14 protein-coding genes are annotated in these 16,837 nt (G+C 69.0%); 8 read left to right on the top strand and 6 right to left on the bottom strand.

Annotation, left to right across the window (positions count from 1 at the left end; genetic code table 11):
- Position 1 precedes the first annotated feature (1 nt).
- Positions 2–1,393 (top strand): D-tagatose-bisphosphate aldolase, class II, non-catalytic subunit, encoded by a 1,392-nt coding sequence (locus tag ACUTR7_RS10700; protein ID WP_445608813.1) that lies wholly within the window; start codon positions 2–4, stop codon positions 1,391–1,393.
- On the opposite strand, the gene ACUTR7_RS10695 is transcribed toward ACUTR7_RS10700, so the two are convergent.
- On the bottom strand, positions 1,368–2,282 hold the full coding sequence (locus tag ACUTR7_RS10695) for a LysR family transcriptional regulator (RefSeq protein WP_445608812.1): 915 nt from the start codon (positions 2,280–2,282) through the stop codon (positions 1,368–1,370). The genes ACUTR7_RS10700 and ACUTR7_RS10695 overlap by 26 nt on opposite strands.
- Before the next feature lie 118 nt (positions 2,283–2,400).
- Between ACUTR7_RS10695 and ACUTR7_RS10690 the strand changes: the two genes are divergently transcribed.
- The gene (locus tag ACUTR7_RS10690; protein WP_445608811.1) at positions 2,401–3,444 is read left to right on the top strand and encodes a bile acid:sodium symporter family protein; all 1,044 of its coding nucleotides are present in this window, start codon (positions 2,401–2,403) and stop codon (positions 3,442–3,444) included.
- 59 nt (positions 3,445–3,503) lie between these two features.
- Here the strand turns inward: ACUTR7_RS10690 and ACUTR7_RS10685 are convergent, their stop codons facing one another.
- The 5 genes from ACUTR7_RS10685 to ACUTR7_RS10665 form a co-directional block, all read right to left on the bottom strand.
- The gene (locus ACUTR7_RS10685; RefSeq protein WP_445608810.1) at positions 3,504–4,604 is read right to left on the bottom strand and encodes a DUF6817 domain-containing protein; all 1,101 of its coding nucleotides are present in this window, start codon (positions 4,602–4,604) and stop codon (positions 3,504–3,506) included.
- Positions 4,601–5,131 carry a cupin domain-containing protein gene (locus ACUTR7_RS10680; protein WP_445608809.1) on the bottom strand — a complete coding sequence of 177 codons (531 nt, stop codon included), beginning with the start codon at positions 5,129–5,131 and terminating at the stop codon, positions 4,601–4,603. Before ACUTR7_RS10680 ends, ACUTR7_RS10685 begins: the two co-directional genes overlap by 4 nt.
- A gap of 4 nt (positions 5,132–5,135) precedes the next feature.
- Complete coding sequence (locus ACUTR7_RS10675; RefSeq protein WP_012205012.1) at positions 5,136–5,945, bottom strand: MetQ/NlpA family ABC transporter substrate-binding protein; 810 nt, start codon at positions 5,943–5,945, stop codon at positions 5,136–5,138.
- A 70-nt stretch (positions 5,946–6,015) separates the two neighbouring features.
- Positions 6,016–6,681 carry a methionine ABC transporter permease gene (locus ACUTR7_RS10670; RefSeq protein ID WP_012205011.1) on the bottom strand — a complete coding sequence of 222 codons (666 nt, stop codon included), beginning with the start codon at positions 6,679–6,681 and terminating at the stop codon, positions 6,016–6,018.
- Positions 6,682–6,684: 3 nt separating this feature from the next.
- Complete coding sequence (locus ACUTR7_RS10665; RefSeq protein WP_012205010.1) at positions 6,685–7,731, bottom strand: methionine ABC transporter ATP-binding protein; 1,047 nt, start codon at positions 7,729–7,731, stop codon at positions 6,685–6,687.
- Positions 7,732–8,164: 433 nt separating this feature from the next.
- Here ACUTR7_RS10665 and ACUTR7_RS10660 point away from each other — a divergent pair, with 433 nt between their 5' ends.
- The 6 genes from ACUTR7_RS10660 (at position 8,165) to ACUTR7_RS10635 (ending at position 16,818) form a co-directional block, all read left to right on the top strand.
- The gene (locus ACUTR7_RS10660; protein WP_445608808.1) at positions 8,165–11,086 is read left to right on the top strand and encodes a xanthine dehydrogenase family protein molybdopterin-binding subunit; all 2,922 of its coding nucleotides are present in this window, start codon (positions 8,165–8,167) and stop codon (positions 11,084–11,086) included.
- Positions 11,083–11,679, top strand: a complete 597-nt coding sequence (locus tag ACUTR7_RS10655; RefSeq protein WP_278533749.1) for a (2Fe-2S)-binding protein — start codon at positions 11,083–11,085, stop codon at positions 11,677–11,679. The genes ACUTR7_RS10660 and ACUTR7_RS10655 overlap by 4 nt, the downstream gene beginning before the upstream one ends.
- 5 nt (positions 11,680–11,684) lie before the next feature.
- Positions 11,685–13,169: a c-type cytochrome gene (locus tag ACUTR7_RS10650; protein ID WP_445608807.1), complete on the top strand. Its 1,485-nt coding sequence runs from the start codon at positions 11,685–11,687 to the stop codon at positions 13,167–13,169.
- Positions 13,170–13,399: 230 nt separating this feature from the next.
- Entirely contained in the window at positions 13,400–14,305 is a 906-nt protein-coding gene (locus ACUTR7_RS10645; RefSeq protein WP_016448092.1) for an SDR family oxidoreductase, read from the top strand.
- On the top strand, positions 14,302–15,807 hold the full coding sequence (locus ACUTR7_RS10640; RefSeq protein WP_445608806.1) for an acyl-CoA synthetase: 1,506 nt from the start codon (positions 14,302–14,304) through the stop codon (positions 15,805–15,807). Before ACUTR7_RS10645 ends, ACUTR7_RS10640 begins: the two co-directional genes overlap by 4 nt.
- Positions 15,808–15,840: 33 nt before the next feature.
- Positions 15,841–16,818, top strand: coding sequence for a Bug family tripartite tricarboxylate transporter substrate binding protein (locus ACUTR7_RS10635; protein ID WP_012205004.1), 978 nt, complete (start codon positions 15,841–15,843; stop codon positions 16,816–16,818).
- Positions 16,819–16,837: the final 19 nt, after the last annotated feature.

Here is a 16,837-nt window from a genome sequence, read left to right as displayed (position 1 = left end):
CATGCCCGCCCACCTCACCCACCCCACCGACCCGACCCACCCCACCCATCTCACCCACTTCACCCGCCTGGCGCAGTCACGCTCCGGGCAAACGCCAGCAGCCGCAGGCGATGCGCGCGCATCAGGCAGCGCACTCGGCATCTACTCCATCTGCTCGGCCCATCCCCTGGTCATCGAGGCCGCCATGCACCAGGCGCTGGACGACGGCACGCCCCTGCTGGTGGAGGCCACCGCCAACCAGGTCAACCAGTTCGGCGGCTACACCGGCATGCAGCCCGCCGACTTCCGCCGCTTCGTGCTGGCCATCGCCCACCGCGTCGGCCTGCCGCCCGACCGCGTGCTGCTGGGCGGCGACCACCTGGGCCCCACGGCGTGGACGCATCTGCCTGCCGCCGAGGCCATGGAACTGGCGCAGGACCTGGTGCACGCCTATGCGGCAGCCGGCTTCGTGAAGCTGCACCTGGACGCCAGCATGGCCTGCGCAGACGACCCCCAGGCGCTGGACGACGCAACCGTGGCCCGCCGCGCTGCCCTGCTCTGCCAGGCGGCCGAGCGCGGCAGCACCTGCCCGGCGCCCGGCCCCGTCTACGTGATCGGCACCGAAGTGCCCGTGCCCGGCGGCGCCGCGCATGCGCTGGAGCATGTGCAAATCACTGCCCGCGCCGACGCCCAGCGCACGCTGCAGGTGCACCGCGACGTCTTCGCGCAACAGGGGCTGGACCCCGTCTGGCCGCGCATCATTGCCATGGTGGTCCAGCCCGGGGTGGAGTTCGATCACACGCGCGTGGTGGACTACGCGCCCGGTGAAGCGGCCGACCTCAAGCAGTTGCTGCGCCAGCACCCGCAACTGGTCTTCGAGGCCCACTCCACCGACTACCAGCGGCCCGAGGCCCTGCGCCAGCTGGTGCAGGACGGCTTTGCCATCCTCAAGGTCGGGCCTGGCGCCACTTTTGCGCTGCGCGAGGCGCTGTTCGCGCTGGCCGCCATCGAGGAGCAGCTTGTGGACGCACCCCAGCGCTCCCACCTGCCTGCCGTGCTGGAGTCGGCCATGCTGGGCCGCCCCGCCAACTGGGAGCGCTACTACCGCGGCGAGCAGCCCGATCCCGGCGCCCAAAGGCTGCTGCGCATCTACAGCTACAGCGACCGCATCCGCTACTACTGGGCCGACCCCACGGTGAACGCCGCCGTGGCGCGGCTGCTGGACAACCTGTCCGCCTGCACCCTGCCCGAGAACATGCTCAGCCAGTTCCTCCCAGCCCAATACCAGGCGGTGCGCGCCGGGCGGCTGGCACCCTCGCCCCACGCGCTGGTGCTGGATCGCGTGCGCGAGGCGATCAGGCCGTATGCGGCGGCCTGTGGCCACAGCCTCACAGCTGCCCCGCCTCCCCCCTGATCAAATCCCACACGCTTTGCGCCACGGGCGACAGTTCGCGCTGGCGGCGGCGCACCAGCATGATGTCGCGCTGCACGCGCGGCAGCAGGGGGCGGCTGGCAAGGGCGTCGGGGGCGTCGCCACTCGCGGGAATTCGCCATGCCTGCGGCACGGCCAGTTCCGGCACCACGCTCAGGCCCAGGCCCGCCTGGAGCATGCAGAAGATGGTGGTGGTGTGGCCGACTTCCTGCACCACGGCGGCCTCGGCGTCGTGGGCCTGCAGCGCGGCGTCGATCAGGCGGCGGCTGCCCGAGGCGTGGTCCAGCAGTACCAGCGGCTGGCCGGCCAGGTCGCTCCAGGCCACCTGGCGCTTGCGAGCCAGCCGGTGCGTGCACGGGCAGACCAGGCAGAACGGTTCACTGAGTATGGTTTCGCAGTACAGGTCATCGCGGCCCTGCGGGTCGATGACCACGCCGAAGTCCACCTCGCCGCTGCGCACGCTTTGCAGCACGTCGCTCTGGATGCGGTCCAGCAGCAGCAGCTCGATGCCCGGCGCCTGCTCGCGGCAGCGCGCAATGCAGCGCGGCATCAGGTGGGCCGACAGCGTGGGGCTGCTGGCCACGCGCACCTTGCCCAGGCGCTGGGTGGCCAGGCCGCTGACTTCGAGCAGGCATTCATCCAGCGCGTCCAGCACGCGCGTGGCATGGCCCTGCAGCAGGCGGCCGGCGTCGGTCAGCTCCACCTCGCGCGTGGTGCGGTGCAAAAGCTGCACGCCCAGGGCCTGCTCCAGCTCGGTGACATTGCGGCTGACGGCGGGCTGGGTCAGCGCCATCAGCTCGCCGGCGCGGCTGAAGTTGCGGCTTTCCGCCACAGCCAGGAAGGCGCGCAGCTGGCGCAGGCTGATATTCATACGGAAAAATTATAAAACCATCAGATAAATCCATTTCTCTTTTCAATGGCCGTGGCGTCCAATCGGGGCCTTGCAGCCTGGCTGCACGAACCGATAGTTAGTTGGAGAGAGTTTTCCCATGGCACGCCCCCGCTTCGCCCCTGACAATTTCACGCTGATGCTGCTGTCCACCGTGGCACTGGCCAGCTTCCTGCCCGCCTCGGGCGCCGTCTCGCAATGGCTGGAGGTGGCGACCACGCTCATGGTCAGCCTGCTGTTCTTCCTGCACGGCGCCAAGCTCTCGCGCGAGGCCATCTTTGCCGGCATAGGCCACTGGCGCCTGCACCTGACCATCTTCGCGGCCACCTTCGTGCTCTTTCCCCTGCTGGGCTGGGCGCTGCGCCCCGTGCTGGAGCCCCTGGTCACGCCCGAGATGTACATGGGCGTGCTCTTTCTGTGCACGCTGCCGGCCACGGTGCAGTCGGCCATCGCCTTCACGGCCATGGCGCGCGGCAACATGCCCGCTGCCGTGTGCAGCGCATCGGCCTCCACGCTGATGGGCATCGTGATCACGCCCATCCTGGTCAGCATGCTGCTGCACAAGAGCGCCGAAGGCGGCGACGCGCTGCAGGCCATCGGCAAGATCGCGCTGCAGCTGCTGCTGCCCTTTGTGCTGGGCCATCTGCTGCGGCCCGTGATCGGCGGCTTCATCTCGCGCCATGCCAAGCGCGTGAAGTTCGTGGACCAGGGCTCCATCCTGCTGGTGGTGTACACGGCCTTCAGCGCCGCCGTCATCAGCGGCCTGTGGCAGCAGACGCCCCTGCCTGCGCTGCTGGGCCTGCTGCTGCTGTCGTCCATCCTGCTGGCCCTGGTGCTGGTCATCACGTCGTGGACGGCGCGCCGCCTGGGCTTTTCCAAGGAGGACGAGATCACCCTGGTGTTCTGCGGTTCCAAGAAGAGCCTGGTCAGCGGCGTGCCCATGGCCAAGGTGCTGTTCGAGTCCAGCGCCGTGGGCGCCATCGTGCTGCCGCTGATGGTCTTCCACCAGCTGCAGCTCATGGTCTGCGCCGTGCTGGCCCAGCGCTATGCACGCCGGCCCATGCATCCCGAGGCGATCGAGGATGGCGCCGTGCCCGCCAGCGCTGCGCCGGCCGCCAAGGCCGGAACGGCGCCGGCCAAATAAGGCGCGGACGCGCTCCCATCACAAAAAAGCCTGGCTCTCGCGCCAGGCTTTTTTGCATCTCAGCCCTTCAGGGCCAGGTTGTTGAGCTTGTCCAGCCGTTCAGGCCAGCTTCCCTGCTGCGCCGACTGCAGCAGGATGCGCGTCCAGGCGATCCAGGCGTCCCACTGCACGCGCTTGTCCCAGGCATTGCCCCAGCCGCTGAAGCACTGCAGCGCGCTGGCGGCTGCGCGCGCGGCGTCGTCGGCGCGGCCGGCAGACAGGTAGAGCTGGGCCAGCACCATCTGCGGCTCGCCCACCCAGGGGTTCAGGCGCACGGCGCTTTCCAGCACGGCCGTGGCGGCGTCCAGGTCCACCAGCGGCTGGTCCAGCTGGATCACCGACCAGTACAGCGACACGGCAGCGGCCTCGTCGCCGGGCGACAGCTGCCGGCTGCAATGGTCGAACACCGGCGGCAGCGGCAGCTGGGCGCGCAGCGCCGGGTGCTGCAGCGCACGGCCCAGGTCGCTGATCTGGCTGAGCATGCGGCTGGCAGGCCGCATGGGGCCGGGCCACAGCGAGGCCGCCCAGTGCACGCCCTGCTGCCGCTGGTTCTGCACCTGCGGAAACTGCGAATAGATGTCTTCCTGCCAGCTGAACCACTGCTCCATGGCATCGGCCATGCTCACGATGGTGAAGGCCGCCACCTCATAGGCGCTCAGGCGCTGGCTGCGGCCGGCGGATTCCAGCGCCATGGAGCCGTCTTCGGCCAGGTCGCCGGCCAGTATCTTCTGCATGAACTGCGTGCGGCTCATGGTGCAGAACAGGTAGACCAGGTGCTCGGCGCCCTCGCCCACCAGCTCGCGCAGGCGGCCGCGCTCGCTGCCCGCATCGAACTTGACCAGGTCCACGAAGGCATTGCCGTAGACGCTGTGCAGCAGGCCCAGCAGGCGCACGTCGCGCGGCTGGCGCCACAGCGCCAGCGAACGGGCCACGCCCGCCAGGTGGTGGCGGAAGGTGCCGGCCTTGTGCCAGTCCTGGCCCACGCCGCGCGCCAGCACCACGGGCAGCACAGGAGCGAGGTCGGCATCCTTGGCCAGCCATTCCTCGTCCAGCAGGTCCTGGGCGCGCTTGAACAGCGCATTGTCAAGTGTCTGGAACAGTGTCGGGACAGGCAGGCTCATGCAGGCACCTCCATGGCAGCGGCGGGCCGCTGGGTATATTGCGCCACCCAGCCCGCCGTATCGGCGAACAGGCGCAGCGCCTTGATGCGCCGCGTGGCGGTCAGCGTGAAGCGGTGCTCCACGCCGGCCGGTATGCGCAGGTAGTCGCCGGGCTGCACGCGCAGCACGCGCTCTTCGCCGTGGGCATCAAAAAAGCCGAACAGGCCTTCGCCTTCGAGGATGTAGCGCACCTCGTCATCGGCATGGGTGTGGGGCTTGTCGAAGCGCTCCAGCGCCTCGTCCAGGCCCGGGGTGCCTGAATGCAGCACGACCAGGTCCATGCTGTGGTAGCCATGGGCCACGCATTCGTCGACCACCAGCATGCCCACGGCCTGGACCACGGTGGCCTTGCCGCCATCGTCCAGCTGGGCCTGCGCCAGCAGCGCGGCCAGGCCGGGCTCGGGCGCCAGCGGGCGGCGCTGCCATTGCACGCCGATGGCGGCCACGAAGTCCGCGTCGGAAACCCGGTGGGATGCGAGGGCGCCCATGGTCTTACCAGGCCGCCGTGTAGGCGCCCTTGAACTGCGTGTCGATGAACTGGCGCACCTCGGGCGACTGGTAGGCCTTGACGAAGGCCTGCAGGCCCGCGTCCTTTTCATGGCCGGCGCGCGTGGCGATCAGCACGGTCACGTACGGCGTGTCCGTGGCTTCCAGCGCCAGCGAATCCTTTTGCGGCGACAGGCCTGCGGCCACGGCATAGCTGCTGTTGACGGCGGCGGCGTCCAGGTCATCCAGCGAGCGCGCCAGCTGGGCGGCCTCCAGCTCCACGAAGCGCAGCTTCTTCGGATTGGCCGTGATGTCCAGCACCGAGGCACGAGCGCCCGCGCCGGTCTTCAGTTCGATCAGCTTTTGCGCGGCCAGCACCATCAGTGCGCGCGAGCCATTGGTGGGGTCGTTGGGGATGCCCACGCGCGCACCGCTCTTGAGGTCGGCCAGGCTTTTGATCTTCTTGGAGTACACGCCCATCTGCTGGTTGACCGCACGGGCCACGGGCACGAGCTTGTAGCCACGATCCTTGTTCTGGGCGTCCATGAAGGGCTGGTGCTGGTAGATGTTGGCATCCAGCTCACCCTGCGACAGGGCAGCGTTGGGCTGGATGAAGTCGCCGAACTCGACCAGCTTCACCTTCAGGCCGTTCTTCTCGGCCACCTTCCTGGCCACCTCGGCGATCTGGGCATGCGGTCCCGAGGTCACGCCGATGGTGACCGAGCCGTCGGCCGCATGGGCCGGCAGCGCCGCCATTCCCGCCAGGGGCAGGACGGCGGCCAGGGCCAGCGATTGAAGCAATGCGCGCTTTTTCATGGAATCCCTCGTTCAGACAATCTCGCGGCAGCTTGCCGCCCCGGCCGCGCCGGCCGCCGGGGTGTGTGGATCAGCGGTGGCTGAGCCTGCGCACCGCCCAGTCGCCCAGGCTCTGGATGGCCTGCACGAAGAAGATCAGGATGATGACCACGGCCAGCATCACGTCGGGCAAAAAGCGCTGGTAGCCGTAGCGGATGCCCAGGTCGCCCAGGCCGCCGCCGCCAATGGCGCCGGCCATGGCCGAGTAGCCGGTCAGGCTCACGAAGCTGATGGTCAGGCCCGCCACGATGCCGGGCAGCGCCTCGGGCAGCAGGATCTTCCAGACGATCTGGCCCGTGGTGGCGCCCATGGACTGGGCCGCTTCCACCAGGCCGTTGTCCACCTCGCGCAGCGCGGTCTCCACCAGGCGCGCCACGAAGGGCGCTGCCGCAATGGTCAGCGGCACCACGGCCGCCCAGGTGCCGATGGAGGAGCCCGTGATCAGACGCGTCAGCGGGATGATGGCCACCAGCAGGATGATGAAGGGGGTGGAGCGCAGCGCATTGACGATCCAGCCCACGATCTTGTTGGCCGGGCCGTTCTGCAGCACGCCGCCGTGGTCGGTCAGGCGCAGGAACACACCCAGGGGAATGCCGATCAGGCCGCCCACCAGGCCCGAGACGCCGACCATGATGATGGTCTCCCACAGCGAGCTGACGAACAGCTCCAGCATCATTTCCGAAAAATTCTCAAACATCGCTCAATCCCTGGTGGAAACGATCTGCACCTGCACGCCGGTGGCGCGCAGATGGTCCACGGCTGCATCGATCTTTGCCGCGTCGCCGCTGGCGAAGACGGCCAGCGAGCCGAAGGTCTGCTCCTGGATCTCGTCGATCTGGCCATGCAGGATGGACAGGTCCAGCCCCAGCTCGCGGATCAGGTGCGACAGGATGGGCTGGTAGGCGCTCTCGCCCGCATACGACAGGCGCAGCAGCCGGCCTTGCTGGCCGGGCGCCAGCTGGGCGGCCAGCGCGTTCACGCGCACGGCCACCGACTCGGGCAGTTGCTGGGGCACGATCTCGTCGATCAGGCTGCGCGTGATGGCCTGCTGCGGGCGCGTGAACACGTCGATCACGGGGCCCAGCTCGGCAATCTCGCCGCCGTCGATCACGGCCACGCGGTCGGCGATCTGCTTGATCACCTGCATCTGGTGCGTGATCAGCACCACGGTCAGGCCCAGCTCGCGGTTGACCTTGCGCAGCAGGTCCAGGATGGAACGCGTGGTCTCGGGGTCCAGTGCCGATGTGGCTTCGTCCGACAGTAGCACCTTCGGGTGGCTGGCCAGCGCGCGCGCAATGCCCACGCGCTGCTTTTGCCCGCCCGAGATCTGCGCGGGATAGCGGTCGCGCAGCGCGCTCAGGCCCACCAGGTCCAGCAGCGGGTCCACGCGCTTCTTGATGTCGTCGGCCGACATGCCCGCCATCTCCAGCGGCAGCGCGGCGTTGTCGAACACCGTGCGCGAGGACAGCAGGTTGAAATGCTGGAACACCATGCCGATGTCGCGGCGCGCCGTGCGCAGCTCGGCATCGCTGAGCTGCATCAGGTCACGGCCGCCCACCAGCACCTGGCCCGAGGTCGGGCGGTTGAGCAGGTTCAGGCAGCGCACCAGCGAGCTTTTGCCCGCGCCGCTGCGGCCGATGATGCCGAACACCTCGCCCGACTCGATCTGCAGGTTGATGCCCCGCAAGGCATGGACGGGCCCGGTGGGGCCCTTGTAGGTCAGGGAAAGATCCCGAATCTCGATCATGAAAAAACGCCGCGGCGCAGGACGGCCTGGGGACGCCGCTGCGCATTGTTGGGAAGTGGGAGCAAATATAGGTTGCGCGTATAAAAACGCAAACTATAAAAAAATAAAGTAATAAGAAGCTCCGGTTATGCCCAGGACTTCACTACTTTCTGCACAACCCTCAACTATGCCTGAATGTGGACACGCCCTTGCCCTGCCGGGCTATGCGCGGCGCCACGGAGCACTGCGGCAAGGCCCTTCTTGCGCCGGCGTCTGATTGACAGTGCGGCCGGCACGCTGCCGTCGCGGCCTGGCGGCCCTGGCCCGCTCCTGCTTTTGACGATGGCAAGCACCTGCCGCTGCCGCCGCGCTGACGCCAGAAGCAGCCTTTGCTGACAGGCCGCGCGGCATGCGCCCTCCTACAGTGGGCTCAACCCCACAGGAGAAGAGCGCCATGCGCCCAGAACAACACTCCGGCGCCGGCAGCCAGGCCGGCACGGCTCCCTTGTCGCGGCGCGGCTTTCTGCAGGCCGCCACCATCGCAGGCGTCAGCGTCTGGGTGGCGCCGCTGGCCAGCCAGGCCTATGCAGCCCTCTTTGAAGACCGCGTCCTGGGCAGCGTGGCCCGCGAGCCGGCCACGCAGCTGCCGCGCATGCGGCTCGATGGCCGCTCCAAGGTCATGGGCGCCAAGGTCTTCGCCCGCGACATCCGCGCACGCGACATGCCGCACTGGCCCCAGCAGCAATCCCATGCCTTCATCGTGCGCACCACGCTGGCCGACCGGCTGTTCGATGGAATGGACCTGTCTTCCCTGGACGGCGAGCTGGCGCCCGACCGCGTGGTCACGGCCGAGGACCTGGCGCGCGACGGCCTGGCCTTTCCCGAGTTCTATGGCGAAGACATGCTGCTGCCCGCAGGCAAGACCGCCGCCTACCTGGGCCAGGCCGTGGCCATCCTCATCTACCACGACTTCGCGCGCTTTCGCTTTGCCAAGGAAAGGCTGCAGGCCACGGCCGGCGTCATCCGCTACGGCCGCATTACGGGCGCGCTGGACCGTCCGCCCTGGGGCGTGTTCCGCTATGTGCGCCAGGGCGGCGCCACGGCCTTTGACGACGACGTGTTCTCCAGCCTGCGCGATGCCCCGCTGTTCCCCGCCGAACGCAAGCCGCTGGTCTGGCCGCAGATCTCCAAGGCCGACGCGGTCACGGCACGCGGCCTGCGCGCGGCCGAGCAGATCGCCCAGGAACTGGCCACGCCGCCGGCCGACTGGCTGGTGCTGCAGCGCCACTACGCCACGCAATCGGTGGACACGGCCGCGCTGGAGCCCGACAACGCCAACTGCTGGTATGACGCGGCCACGCAAAGCCTGCACATGGTGCTGGCCACGCAGTCGCCGCACGAGGTGGCCGAATGGGCTGCGCAGATGGTGCAGGCCAGCAGGTTCCCGCTCAAGAACCTTTTCGTGCACCCGTGCTACACGGTGGGCTACGGCTCCAAGGACCACGCGCCCATGCCCTACTACGGCCTGGTCTGCGCGCTGTATGCGGACGGCAAGCCCGTGCGCCTGGCCAATGACCGATTCGAGCAGTTCCAGTCCTCGCTCAAGCGCCATGCCTTCGAGATCGACTACACCATGGCCATCGACAGGAAGACCGGCCTCTTCCAGAGCCTAGTGGCCAGCATGACGGCCAATGGCGGCGGCCGGGCCAACTTCTCGCCCTCGGTGGCCATGGTGGGCGGCACGGCGGCGCAGTCCATCTACTACTTTCCCAAGAACGACATCACCGCCGTGGCACTGGCCAGCCGCGCGCTGGATGCGGGCTCGGCACGCGGCTACGGCACGCTGCAGAGCATGGCGGCCACCGAGATGATGGTGGACGAAATCGCCGAACTGCTGCAGATCGACCCCATCGAGCTGCGCCTGCGCAACGTGCTGACCTCGGGCGCCAAGAACACCCAGGGCGCCATTGCCGCTGGCGCCCTGCGCGCCGACGAGGTGCTGGAGCGCGCCCGCCGCCATCCGCTGTGGACCGAGCGCGCCAAGCGCAAGACCGCCTACGAGGCCAGCCACCCTGGCCAGCGCTACGGCGTGGGCTTTGCCTGCGTGCAAAAGGACTTTGGCACGGGCGGCGAGGCGGCCTTCGCCCGCATAGAGATATCGCCCCAGGGCCGCGTGCTGCTGCACCACTCGGGCACCGAGATCGGCACGGGCATGGGCACCTCGCAGGCCCAGCTGTGCGTGCAATGGTTCGGCAAGCCCGCCGACGAGCTGCAGACCGCCTGCCTGGACTGGCCGGAGCTGCCGCTCAAGGCCGAGGGCGACAACTACACCATGCCCCAGGCCGACCAGGACCGCTTCGCCACCCGGCCGCTGTGGACACCGGTCTACGCCTCGCCGGCCAGCGCCAGCAACTCGGCCTACTACTACAGCCACGCCACCAGCGAGACGGCGCGCGTGGTCTTCGAGCACGGCCTGTGGCCGGCCGCCGTCGCCATCTGGAGCCAGGGCACGGGCGGCGGCCAGAAGGCGCCCTACGTGGTGCGCCGCGAGGACGCGCGCTGGGTCAACGGCATGCTCACGGCCAACGGCATGCAGCCGCTGTCCCTGCAGGCCCTGGCCCAGAAGGCCCATGCCATGCAGCTGGTCACGGGCGCCGTGGGCCATACCTTCAACCGCTGGCAATGGGCCGAGGCCGACTTCGACATCCTGGGCACCAGCGCGCGCCGGCCGCTGGACGCGCTGGCCGTGCGCCTGGGCAGCGCGCCCGATGCTGCCGCCGTCACGCCGGCCTCTGACACCACCGACACGCCGCAGGCGGCCACGCCCGTCGAGGCCTCTCTCACAGCGCGGCGCAGCGCCGCCGGCTACCGCATGATTGCGCGGCGCAACCTGTTCTATCCGCCCATGCAGCGCAACAACGCGGGCGTCACCTACTACAGCGCCAATGCGGCCCTGGTCGAGCTGGCGGTGGACACGGGCACGGGCGCGGTCGAGCTGCTGGCCCACCACTCCATCATGGAGTGCGGGCGACCCATCGTGCCCGAGCTGGTGCACGGCCAGCTCGAAGGCGGCATTGCCATGGGCATAGGCCATGCGCTGTACGAAACCATGCCGCTGTACGAGGGCGGCCCCGGCGACGGCAACTGGAACTTCCACCGCTACCACCTGCCGCGCGGCAGCGAGGTGGCGGTCTGGAAGCAGACGGCCGAGCTGCTGGCACCTCTGTCCGACACCGATCCGCCCAAGGGCATTGCCGAGGTGGTGATGATTCCCATCGTCGCCGCCATCGTCAACGGACTGCACCACGCCATAGGCAAGCGCTTCCACGACCTGCCCGTGACCCCGCAAAAGATCAGGGAGGCACTCGCACCATGAGCCTTGTCCCGCGCCCCTTGTCGCTGACCGTCAACGGCCAGAGCGTCGGCCCCATGGACGTGCCCGAAGGCATGCCCATGATCGACTTCCTGCACGAATACCTGAACCTCACCGGCTCGCGCCTGGGCTGCGGCATCGGCGAATGCCGGGCCTGCACCGTCATCGTGGACGGTCCCGAGGGCAGCCGCGAGATGCGCACCTGCATCACCGGCGCCCACTACTTCCAGGGCCGCAAGGTCCGCACCATCGAAGGCATTGCCGACCCGGCCGGCGCGGACACCGCGCCCCCATCAGCCCCGGGCGCCTCGGGCACCTCGGGCCAGCCGCGCAAGGTCATCGCCATCAGCCCCGTGCAGCAAAAGTACCTGGAGCATTTCAGCTTCCAGTGCGGCTACTGCACGCCGGGCTTCGTCATCGCGGCCACGGTGCTGGTCGAGCGCCTGGCCAAGGCGCCCATCCGCGCGGCCGATGTGGAACAGGTCGTGGGCGAGGCGCTGCAGCCCCACCTGTGCCGCTGCACCGGCTATGTGCGCTACTACGCGGCCGTGAAGGACCTGGTCCTGAACACGCCCGGGCTGACCTTGAAAGGATGAGCGCCATGTCCGCCGCCGACCCCAGCGCAGCCGCCCCCACCGCCGCCACCGGTTCCCCCACCGCCGCGCCACCTGCCGACTACAGCGGTGCCCGCCCCCCGCCACCGCGCAGGCCCAGGCGCCGCTGGCGCGGGCTGCTGCTCGTCCTCCTGCTGCTGGCCGTGCTGTTTGCCATTGCCGCCGTCTGGGGGAACCGGCCCCATGTGCCCCAACGCGAGCCGCAGGCCGTGCACCGCAGCCCCCAGCAGCTGGCCCAGGGCCTGTACCTGGCGCGCGCCGCCGACTGCATGGCCTGCCATGACGGGGTGGGTGGCATAGGTGGCGCCCGGGAAGGCCAGCCCTTTGCGGGCGGCAAGCCCCTGCCCACGCCCTTCGGCACCCTCTACGGCACCAACATCACCCCCGACCCCGACCACGGCATAGGCCGCTGGACGGCCGAGGAATTCCACGCCGCCATCACGCGCGGCACGGCGCCGGGCGGGCGCCAGCTCTACCCGGCCATGCCCTATGCCTCCTACCACCTGATGAGCCGCGAAGACTCGGACCTGATCTACGGCTACCTGATGAACATCCGGCCCGTGGCCCAGCCCAACACCAAGCCCGCCCTGCCCTTCCCCTTCAACCTGCGCGTACTGATGTTCGGCTGGAAGACGCTGTTCCTGTCCAGCGCGCCCCTGCCCGTGGGCTCGCAGGGCCAGAGCCCGGCCTGGCTGCGCGGGCAGTACCTGGGCAATGTCATGGGCCACTGCGCCGAATGCCACACGCCGCGCGGCATGTTCGGCCAGATGCAGAAGGACCGCTGGCTGCAGGGCGGCACGCTGTCGCTGTTCACGGCCCCCGGCATCACCGCCGAAGCCCTGGCCGCACGCGGCTGGACGCGCGAGGGCATGGCCCAGTTCCTGCAGACGGGCTTCTCGGCCCACGGCAGCGCCTTCGATGAAATGCACGAGGTCATCGCCAACAGCACCCGGTACCTCACGGCCGAGGACATGACGGCGCTGTCCACCTTCCTGCTGGGCGACAACCCGCCTGCGCCCCAGCCGCTGCCGGCCGCCGCGCCCCCGGATTCCGGTACCGGCAACAGCGGAGGCAACAGCGCGGGCAATGGCGCCGGCAACGGCGCGGGCACGCTGGACGCGGGCCGGGGCCACTACATGGCGCTGTGCGCCAGCTGCCACGGCAGCGAGGGCCTGGGCCGCAGCCTCACCATGCCCCCGCTCAAGGGCAACAGCACCGTGCGCCAGGCCGACGCCCGCAACCTGGTGCTGGCCATCCTCGTCGGCCTGCCCAAGCACCCGGCCACCCAGCAGGGCCCTACGCCCCTGCCCGGCATGCCCGGCTTCATGCAGGAGTTGACCGATGGCGAAGTCGCCGCCCTGGCCAACTACACCCGCACGGCCCTGGGCGGCCAGCCTGCCGATGTGACAGCCGCCCAGGTGGCCGACCTGCGCAGCGCAGCGGGCAAGGCGGGGCACAGGGCTGCGCCCTGAACCCCCGGGCGGTTCTGCAGACCCCGCCCCGTATGCCCCCGCCTGCGGCTTGCAGCTTGCGGCGGTTGCGGGGTTGCAGTCCTGCCGAAGGGCAGGACTGCTTCGTCAACTGGCTGTGATCACAGCCCGAAACCCCGCCCATTGTTTCCACCACGGAACCAACCGCGTTCCACCACCCTCCTTTGCCAGCCGCCCCTGTCTCCCTAGAGTGAAAGCAAAAGGAGACAAGCATGTTCGAAGCCAATCTATTCCAGGGCCAGCGCGTCCTGATCACCGGGGGCGGCACGGGGCTGGGCTTGGCCATGGCGGCCAAGCTGGCGGAACTGGGCGCCGAGCTGCACCTGTGCGGCCGGCGGCATTCCGTGGTGCAGCAGGCCTGCGAGATGCTGAACAACGACACGGGCGCGCAGGCTTTTGCGCATGAACTCGACATTCGCCAGCCCGAGGCCGTGCACACCGTCATCGACCGCATCTGGGCCGAGCACGGCCCGCTGACGAGCCTGGTCAACAACGCGGCCGGCAACTTCGTCAGCCGCACCGAGGACCTGAGCATCAACGGCTTCCATGCCATCTCGGACATCGTCTTCCGGGGCACCTTCTACGTCACCCAGGCCGTGGGCCGCCGCTGGATCGCCGAAGGGCTGCCGGGCTCGGTGCTGTCCATCGTCGTCACCTGGGTGGACACGGGTTCGCCCTTCGTCGTGCCCTCGGCCATGTCCAAGGCCGGGCTGGACGCCATGACCAAATCGCTGGCCGTGGAATGGGGTCCCAAGCGCATACGGTTCAACGCGATTGCGCCGGGCGTGATTCCCACCCAGGGCGCCAGCCAGCGCCTGCGCCCCAGGATCGACGGCAACGAGGACTCGGCCGACCGCCGCCGCCTGGACAACCCCACGCGCCGCCTGGGCACGGGCGAGGACATCGGCAACATGGCCGCCTTCATCCTGGCCCCGGGCAACACCTGGCTCAACGGCCAGACCATCACGCTGGACGGCGGCGACGCCCTGGCCAACGGCGCCTACTTCACCGAATACCAGGCCTGGGACGATGCCGACTGGGCGCGCGCCCGGCAGATGGCCAAGGCCGCCAACCAGCCCAACGTCAACGATGGGGAGCAGGAGGCCACGCCCACATGAGCACCGCCGCCACGCCCCATTCCACCCTGGTCTTCGAACAGCGCACGCTGACCGGCGCCGCCCAGCAGCAGCGCGGCCGCCAGCTGGCCCAGGGCCTGCGCAGCCTGGGCCTGGCCGAAGGCGACGTGCTGGCCGTCTTCCTGCGCAACGGCATCGAATACGCCGACGTGGTCCATGCCTGCCGCATTGCGGGCATCTACTACTGCCCCGTCAACTGGCATTTCACGGCCACGGAGATCGACTACATCCTGGCCGACAGCGGCGCCCGCGCCCTCATCACCAGCCAGGACCTGCTCGACGGCCTCAAGGGCGAACTCTATGCGGACCTGCCCCGGCGCGTCGCCCACGCACGCGAGCCGGAGCAGGACTACGAAACTTGGCTGGCCGCCCAGGCTCCTTACGACGGCCCGCTGGTCGCGCCGCGCGGCCACATGGCCTATACATCGGGCACCACGGGCCGCCCCAAGGGCGTGCTGCGCAAGGCTTTTCCCGTGGAAGAACTGCCCCGGCGCCTGGCCGTGAACCAGGCGCTGATCGCCACCGCCTACGGCCTGCAGCCCGGCGCGCGCACCCTGCTGACCGCGCCCATCTACCACAGCGCGCCCAGCCTGTACTTCCAGAACGCGCTCATGCTCAGCGAGCTGGTGGTGCTGGAGCCGCGCTTCGACCCCGAGCGCTTTCTGCAGCTGGTGCAGGAGCACCGCATCGACACCGCCTACATGGTGCCCATCATGTACGTGCGCCTGCTCAGGCTGCCGCGCGAGGTGCGCGAGCGCTACGACATCTCCTCGCTGCGCTTCATCGCCTCCACCGGCTCGCCCTGCGCGCCCGAGGTCAAGAAGGCCATGATCGAGTGGATGGGGCCCATCATCAACGAGACCTATGCCTCCAGCGAATCGGGCCTGGTCACCTTCATCGGCTCGGCCGACGCCCTCACCCACCCCGGCAGCGCGGGCCTGCCGCTGCAGGACGCCGAAGTCCGCATCCTCGACAGGCAGGGCCAGGCCCTGCCCACGGGCGAGGTGGGCCTGATCTATGTGCGCCAGCCCGCCTATGCCGACTTCACCTACAAGGGCAACGAAGAGGCCCGCCGCAAGATGGACCAGGGCGGCCTCATCACCCTGGGCGACATGGGCTACCTGGACGAGGAAGGCTTTCTCTACGTCTGCGATCGCGACTCGGACATGGTGATCTCCGGCGGCGTGAACATCTACCCGGCCGAGATAGAGAACGAGCTGCTCAGGCACCCCGGCATAGCAGACTGCGCCGTCATCGGCGTGCCCGATGCCGAGTACGGCGAACGGCTGCTGGCCCTGGTCGAGCCCGGCCAGTCAGGCACACTGCCCGAGGCGGAACTGAAAGAATGGCTGCGCGGCCGGCTGGCGGCCTACAAGCTGCCGCGCAGCTTCGCCTTCCAGCGCCTGCCCCGCGACGACAACGGAAAGATCGCCAAAAGAAAGCTGCGCGACGCCCACTGGGGCGCGACGCAGCGCAAGATCTGAACCCGCCAACACCGAAAGAGAAGGAGACAACGCATGAACAAGGCCATCGCATTGCTGCTTGCCGCTGCGGCCACCGCAGCCGCAGCCCCCGGGTTCGCCCAGTCCGACTACCCCAGCAAGCCCATCAAGCTCATCGCCCCGTATGCTCCGGGCGGCTCGGTCGATGTGCTGGCCCGCACCCTGGCCACGCACCTGTCCACCGAGCTCAAGCAGTCCGTGGTCGTGGAGAACCGGCCGGGCGCCAACACCATGATTGCCGCCTCGGCCGTGGCACGCTCGCCGGCCGACGGCTACACCCTGCTGCTGGCCAGCAATGCCAGCATGGTGCTCAACCCCCTGCTCTACAAGAAGCTGAGCTACAACCCCGACCGGGAGCTGAAGCTCACCAACATCCTGGCCGAGGCCCCGCTGGTGCTGGTCACCAACAGCCAGACCGGCATCAAAAACGTGGCCGACCTCAAGGCCTACTCCAAGGCCCACGCGGGCAAGCTCAACTACAGCTCGGTCGGCCTGGGCAACCCGCTGCAGCTGACCACCGAGCTGATCAAGTCCCGCCTGGACGTGGCCGCCACCCACATTCCCTTCAACGGCAGCGCGCCGGCCCTCACCGCCCTCATGGCCAACGACACCCAGCTCATGGTGGACGTGGCCGGCACCTCCCTGCCCCACATCAAGGCCGGCAAGCTGGTGGCCATTGCCACCACCGGGCCGGAGCGCTCGCAGTTCCTGCCGCAGACGCCCACCATTGCCGAATCGGGCGTGCCCGGCTTCAGGGCCTCCACCTGGTTCGGCATTGCCGTGCCCGCAGGCACGCCCGCGGACGCGCGCAACACCCTGCAGGCCGCCGTCAACAAGGTCATGCTCAACCCTGAATTCGCCAGCGCCCTGGGCAACCAGACCCTGGCCGCCAGGAAGCCCCAGACCCAGGCACAGCTAGACGACTTCCTGGCCGCAGACGGCCAGATGTGGCGCAAGGTGATCGCGGACAACGCGATTGCGCTGGAGAACTGAAGACCTAAAAGGTGATGAA

It is taken from the genome of Delftia sp. NA_296.1 (genome assembly GCF_052692095.1).
This window is presented reverse-complemented; position numbering and strand designations above follow the sequence as displayed.

Coding starts and splice junctions, on each gene's coding strand:
- ACUTR7_RS10700 (WP_445608813.1), top strand. CDS start 2: ATGCCCGCCCACCTCACCCACCCCACCGACCCGACCCACCCCACCCAT.
- ACUTR7_RS10695 (WP_445608812.1), bottom strand. CDS start 2,282: ATGAATATCAGCCTGCGCCAGCTGCGCGCCTTCCTGGCTGTGGCGGAA.
- ACUTR7_RS10690 (WP_445608811.1), top strand. CDS start 2,401: ATGGCACGCCCCCGCTTCGCCCCTGACAATTTCACGCTGATGCTGCTG.
- ACUTR7_RS10685 (WP_445608810.1), bottom strand. CDS start 4,604: ATGAGCCTGCCTGTCCCGACACTGTTCCAGACACTTGACAATGCGCTG.
- ACUTR7_RS10680 (WP_445608809.1), bottom strand. CDS start 5,131: ATGGGCGCCCTCGCATCCCACCGGGTTTCCGACGCGGACTTCGTGGCC.
- ACUTR7_RS10675 (WP_012205012.1), bottom strand. CDS start 5,945: ATGAAAAAGCGCGCATTGCTTCAATCGCTGGCCCTGGCCGCCGTCCTG.
- ACUTR7_RS10670 (WP_012205011.1), bottom strand. CDS start 6,681: ATGTTTGAGAATTTTTCGGAAATGATGCTGGAGCTGTTCGTCAGCTCG.
- ACUTR7_RS10665 (WP_012205010.1), bottom strand. CDS start 7,731: ATGATCGAGATTCGGGATCTTTCCCTGACCTACAAGGGCCCCACCGGG.
- ACUTR7_RS10660 (WP_445608808.1), top strand. CDS start 8,165: ATGCGCCCAGAACAACACTCCGGCGCCGGCAGCCAGGCCGGCACGGCT.
- ACUTR7_RS10655 (WP_278533749.1), top strand. CDS start 11,083: ATGAGCCTTGTCCCGCGCCCCTTGTCGCTGACCGTCAACGGCCAGAGC.
- ACUTR7_RS10650 (WP_445608807.1), top strand. CDS start 11,685: ATGTCCGCCGCCGACCCCAGCGCAGCCGCCCCCACCGCCGCCACCGGT.
- ACUTR7_RS10645 (WP_016448092.1), top strand. CDS start 13,400: ATGTTCGAAGCCAATCTATTCCAGGGCCAGCGCGTCCTGATCACCGGG.
- ACUTR7_RS10640 (WP_445608806.1), top strand. CDS start 14,302: ATGAGCACCGCCGCCACGCCCCATTCCACCCTGGTCTTCGAACAGCGC.
- ACUTR7_RS10635 (WP_012205004.1), top strand. CDS start 15,841: ATGAACAAGGCCATCGCATTGCTGCTTGCCGCTGCGGCCACCGCAGCC.